The following is a 5,220-nucleotide window of genomic DNA, read 5'->3' on the forward strand; positions in this document are numbered from 1 at the left end:
TCTTGGTCCGGCTCTGATCAATATTTCGGGATGATCAAGCGTGACCGCACGTCAGATCGTTGAGCAGGAGTGTTACGTGATCACTTACTCAATGTGCTGCTGCCGCACCTCGCGGCCGTCGTGATAGAGGAAATCCAGGTCGTGGGTGCGGGCGTACTGATCTCAGCCTCGGTTGCTGCCGATGCCGCCCGGTGCCCGGGCTGTGGGGGCGACTCGTACCGTGTCCACGATCGCTACCGTCGTCGGCTTGCTGATGCACCGGTTGGTGGGCGGGCGGTGACGATATGCCTGACGGTTCGCCGGTTCCGGTGCGAGGTGCCGTCCTGCGCACGCCGGACCTTCGCCGAACAGGTCGAGGGGCTGACCTTCCGGTACGGCCGTCGAAGCCGGCTCCAGCAGACGATGCTGGTGGCGATCGGCCGGCTCCTGGCGGACGGGCTGGTGCCCGACTCGCGGGCATGCTGCACTGCACAGTCAGCCCGAACACCCTGCTCCACCGCATCCAGGCTCTGCCGGCCGAACCGCCGGAGAAGAGCCCGCGCATTCTGGGGGTGGACGACTTCGCCCTCAAAGGCGACCACGTCTACGCCACCGTCCTGACCGACATCGAGACCGGCCGCGTCGTCGACGTGCTCCCCGACCGGACCGCAGAGACCTTCACCGCCTGGCTCCATCAGCACCCCGGCACCGAAATGGTCTGCCGGGACCGGGCCAGCGCCTACGCCGAAGCCGTCCGCGCCGCAGCACCGGACGCGGTCCAGATCGCAGACCGCTTTCATCTGTGGCTGAACCTGTGCAAGACGGCCGAGAAGTGCGTCGTCGCCCACCGCCACTGCCTCACCCAGCCCCAGGACGAGGTCGTGGAGTCGCCGAACGGGCCACCTCTGGTCGAGGGCAAGCGGGCGGCGAACACCCGGCGTCACTTCGCGGCGGTGCACGAGATGTACGACAAGGGTGTCACGATCCAGGTGATCTCCCAGGCACTGCGGATGGACCGCAAGACAGTCCGCAGGTATGCCCACGCGGCCTCCGTCGACGAGCTCCTGTCTCCGCCGCGGCAACGCCGCTCGACGGTGCAACCCTGGGCCGAGTACCTCAACATGCGCTGGCGCGAGGGCTGCACAGACCGCCGCCGGCTGTTCCGCGAGATCCAGCAGCGCGACTACCGCGGCAGCAGCCGCAGCGTCAGCCGCTGGCTCAAGCCCTTGCGCACGGCGGAGGCGCCGAAACCCAAGCGGTCCGAGGCGCCCACCGTCCGGCAAGTCACCACCTGGCTCACCCGCACCCCGACAACCTCACCTCCGGCCAGCAACTCCGCCCCAAGCGCGTTGTGACCAACTGCCCCAAACTCGCCGACCTCCGAAGGCACATACACAGCTTCGCCGAGATGATGAAGAACCTCCACGGCCACCTACTGACGCACTGGATCAAGGCTGCCGAAGGCAGTGGCCTGACGTCTCTGCGCGGCTTCGCTGGCAATCTCCGCAAGGACCTCGACGCCGCCACCGCCAGCCTCACCTTGCCCTACTCCAGCGGCATGATCGAAGGACACGTAAACCGGATCAAATACCTCAAACGCCAAGGCTATGGACGTGCCAACTTCGACCTTCTCCGACGCCGCATCCTGCTGACACCGTGAGGCGGTCACGCTCGGTCATCCCGAAATGTTGATCAGAGCCGCTTACGGAGGCCGCCGTCAGTCTAGATCAGCATCCACAGGTTCTCCGCAAGGGCGTTGTCATAGGAGTCCCCGACCGAGCCCATAGACGCCTGGATTCCCGCCCTGACCAGGAGGTGTTTTGAACTTTTTGGATGTCTACTGACAGCCGTGGTCTCCATGGTGAACGAATCGGCCGGGGGTAGTCTCACGGCTGACCAAGGTGTACTCCAGCGAGGTCAGGACCAGGGCGGTATCCGCGCGGGAGGCTCCTGGAGCCGCTGCTGCCCCTTGGCTACGATCCAAAGCACGACTCGGAGAGCGATCCAACCGGTCAGGACGATGACGAGGTCTTCGATGAGTTGACGGCGCACAGTCATGCTCCATGACAAAAGAGATGTTGTTAGGCCGCGCTCGCGATGACGAGCCTGGGGGCGCTCTCAACTTGGACAGGGGCCCTGTGAGGCTATCGTGTCGTTGATCGTTTTGGGGAGAGGCTGCCTATGGGCCGCACAGCTGCCGCCATACCGAGTTTGCTCTATCCGGCAGAGATGAGCACGCGGTCTGGCTGCACTTCAGGTTCCCTCTGTCCGACGTCGACGCCCAGGCCACATGGCTGTCCCTCCTGCAACGCCCTACACCAAGATCACCCCACGCGCCACCTCCATCCTGACAGGCCCCCGCGGCGCACGCCGCATCAGGTCGGCGACGCCCGTGGCTCTGCATGCTCCTCATGCCTGCCTCACGGTGGCTGTCCGTGCGATCTCGCGAAGGGTTCTGGTGGCGGACGCAGGGAAGGGGACCTCGTCTAGCACAGCGAGGGCTGCGTCGCACCGGTCATTAATCATTTTCTCGATGTGCTGCCGGGCGTGTGTTCCTTCGAGGATGCTCCGGACGCGGAGGATGTCGTCATCCATCAGGCCGGGCCTGCCGACCAGCGTACGCAGCAGCTGCTTCTCTGCAGCAGAGGCACTCTGTAGGGCGACTGCCATCAGCGCTGTAGCCTTGCCCTCGCGTATATCGTCCCCTACCGGCTTGCCAGTCTCGGCGGGGTCGCCGAATACTCCAAGGAGGTCGTCACGCAGCTGAAACGCTTCGCCCAGCGGCAGCGCGAAGGCGCTGCATGCGTCAAGGACGTCCGGCGTGGCGCCAGCGAGGACCGCGCCGATGCGCAGTGGCCATTCCACGGTGTACTTCGCGGTCTTGTACCGCACCACCTTCAGTGCGGCCTCGACGTCGTCGGATAGGTGGTCGGTCGACAGCAGGTCCAGATACTGCCCGTACGCCAGTTCGCTGCGCATGATATCCACCAGCGGCAGGATCCGTGTGAGGGCCCTGGCATCGAGGCCAGCACTGTGGAGGAGGTCGTCCGACCACACCAGGGCAAGGTCGCCGAGCAGGATGGCAGCGCTCAGACCGCGTGCCTCGGCTCGGCTGCTCCGGCCACCGCCGTCAATGTACGCGGCGGCGAGCGCGCGGTGGGCCGTGGGCCGTCCGCGACGCAGATCGCTGGCGTCCATCACGTCGTCGTGGATCAGGGCGAACGCCTGGAACAATTCCAGCGCGGCGGCCACGCAAAGAACCGCGCTGCTATTTCCGCGCCCGCCGCCAGCGTGCCATCCTGCGACGCACAGCTGTGGGCGCAGACGCTTGCCGTTGTCCAGGAGGCGGCACAGCGCGGTGAACAGCGGTGCCATCTCGGGCCCGGGCGCGATCTGAGCTTTCCGCTCAAGGAACGCGATGAGGAGTGCGTCGACGTCGGGCCGTATCGCGGAGAGGTCAGGTGTGTCATCAGCGGGAGCATGAGTCATCAGCGGGCCTACCCCCTTGAGGCCAAGAACCGTCATGGGGGACTCCTTCTGCTCGAGGGCGGACAGGGACAGGAGCTCCCGGCGCACCGAGGGTACCTGTTGAGTCGGCACGGAGCACCGCCGGTGTTGCCACCGGTCCGTTTCTCCGTGCCGCTCGCCGAACCCGGCGTACCCGTCTCCGAGTACCGGGCTCTCCACGGACTCTGCCGTTCAGGCGTGGTTGGGGCCGGTCCAGGGATTGGGGATCGTGTTGCCTCTGTAGCGGTAACGGGTGACCGTCACCGCCTGAAGGTCGAACAGTTCGACCCCGTCCGCCGAGGGCCTTGCCACCGTCCGTTGCGGTCGGTGAAGCGTCGGCGGACGTCCTTCCACTTCCAGCGGTGCAGCGCCACACACCAGCTGATCACCCGGTGCCACGTGAAGCTGGCCAGGGAGCCCAGGGCGGCTTTGAAGACCGCGTGCTTGAAGTAGTTGGCCCAGCCGCGCATGATCTGGTTGAGCCTGATCAGCACGTCCCTGGGGTTCTGCTGCGATGTTCTGTTCGTCAGGGCACGGATCTTGTCCTTCAGCTGCCGGATGGGCCGGTCAGCGATGAAGGGTGTAGACGTGCCACTGACTTGGTCTCGCACTCGGTCCATGAGGGCCGTGTGGTCGATCGAGTCGAAGCACGCCTCGATGTCCCCGCCCCGGCCCGGTCGGCCGACGGTGGGCCCAGCCTGCGACCGCGCTGGCGGCGTTGCAGCTCAGGACCAGAACGGTTCCCGTGTTCACGTGTCGTTCGATCGGCGGAGGAAGAACCCGGCATACCCCGCGGCATCGCCACGACTACCCCGCAGCGCTTCGTCCTGGCCTCCTCGGCCGACACATAGCAACCGACCGGGAAGTTCCCCGCCCCCGTCCCGGCGGGGACACACACTCCTGGTACGCATCCGCGGCCGGCCCCGGCAACGAGTCTCGCTGGCCGCGCTGTGCTGCTACAGACCCGGCGAACGCTCGCGCCTGATCTACCGGTACCTGCCCCACAAGTCCCACGACAGCACGACCAAGGCCGGGCGCTGCAGCTTCACCTGGACCGACTACCGCGACCTGCTCATTGCCGCCCACCAGCAGCCCGGTGCCCCGATCGTGCTCATCTGGGACAATTTGAACACCCACCGGGCAGCCAGCATACGGGGCTTCATCGCTGCCCACGACTGGATCACCGCCTTCTACCTGCCGCCCTATGCACCCAACCTCAATCCGGTCGAGGGCATCTGGTCCCTCCTGCGGCGCAGTGCCCAGAACAACACCGCCCTCGCCAACCACGACCACCTCATCTGCACCCTCCGACACGGACTCCGCACCATCCAATACCGCAGCCACCTCATCGACGGATGCCTCACCGGCACCGCACCCGCGATCACCAAACAACCGACAACAAGCCCGAAACGTCAGTAGCAGGACGGCGGCAGTCCTGACGCCGACGCCGGGCAGCGACGTCAGGACTGGGAAAGAGGGTGAGGCTCCGGCAGAGCCTCGATCTGGGCCTGGAGGGCCCGACGCTGTTCGTGGACGGCGCGCGAGCGGGCGAGGGGATGACCAGGTCGAGAGTGCTGGTGCCGGAGACGACGACGGTCTGCTCGCCGAGGGTGTCGAAGACGTCGCCGACAAGCCGGGTGGCCTTGCGCGGTCGGTCTTCGCCTCGCCTGGGTAGAGGTCCGCGACCCGCCGCATCGCGACTCCGGGCAAGTAGGCGACCTTGCAGCCCACAGG

General features: G+C 66.2%; 5 protein-coding genes and 2 pseudogenes. 4 read left to right on the top strand and 3 right to left on the bottom strand.

Translation table 11 applies throughout. The features are described from left to right. Positions 1–141 precede the first annotated feature (141 nt). The 3 genes and pseudogenes from AZE13_RS39495 to AZE13_RS37380 form a co-directional block, all read left to right on the top strand. A pseudogene (locus AZE13_RS39495) lies at positions 142–303 on the top strand (transposase family protein); the annotation flags it as partial. Positions 304–458: 155 nt separating this feature from the next. Further along, entirely contained in the window at positions 459–1,334 is an 876-nt protein-coding gene (locus AZE13_RS36120) for a transposase (protein ID WP_258528183.1), read from the top strand. Next, a complete protein-coding gene (locus AZE13_RS37380; RefSeq protein ID WP_079124647.1) occupies positions 1,271–1,639 on the top strand; it encodes a transposase in 369 nt (122 codons plus the stop codon). The genes AZE13_RS36120 and AZE13_RS37380 overlap by 64 nt, the downstream gene beginning before the upstream one ends. 749 nt (positions 1,640–2,388) lie before the next feature. On the opposite strand, the gene AZE13_RS33125 is transcribed toward AZE13_RS37380, so the two are convergent. Both AZE13_RS33125 and AZE13_RS35175 read right to left on the bottom strand, forming a co-directional pair. Beyond that, positions 2,389–3,504 carry a polyprenyl synthetase family protein gene (locus AZE13_RS33125; protein WP_258528184.1) on the bottom strand — a complete coding sequence of 372 codons (1,116 nt, stop codon included), beginning with the start codon at positions 3,502–3,504 and terminating at the stop codon, positions 2,389–2,391. 242 nt (positions 3,505–3,746) lie between these two features. Beyond that, positions 3,747–4,106, bottom strand: a complete 360-nt coding sequence (locus tag AZE13_RS35175) for a group II intron maturase-specific domain-containing protein (RefSeq protein WP_258528185.1) — start codon at positions 4,104–4,106, stop codon at positions 3,747–3,749. A 280-nt stretch (positions 4,107–4,386) separates the two neighbouring features. Between AZE13_RS35175 and AZE13_RS33135 the strand changes: the two genes are divergently transcribed. Beyond that, positions 4,387–4,905: a transposase gene (locus AZE13_RS33135; RefSeq protein WP_066940488.1), complete on the top strand. Its 519-nt coding sequence runs from the start codon at positions 4,387–4,389 to the stop codon at positions 4,903–4,905. Here AZE13_RS33135 and AZE13_RS35180 read toward each other — a convergent pair. Next, positions 4,897–5,137 (bottom strand): annotated as a pseudogene (locus AZE13_RS35180) (IS110 family transposase); the annotation flags it as partial. The gene AZE13_RS33135 and the pseudogene AZE13_RS35180 sit on opposite strands and share 9 nt — an antisense overlap. Positions 5,138–5,220: the final 83 nt, after the last annotated feature.

This window comes from Streptomyces sp. NBRC 110611 (assembly GCF_001590865.1).
In the GTDB taxonomy this organism is placed as follows: Bacteria; Actinomycetota; Actinomycetes; order Streptomycetales; family Streptomycetaceae; genus Streptomyces.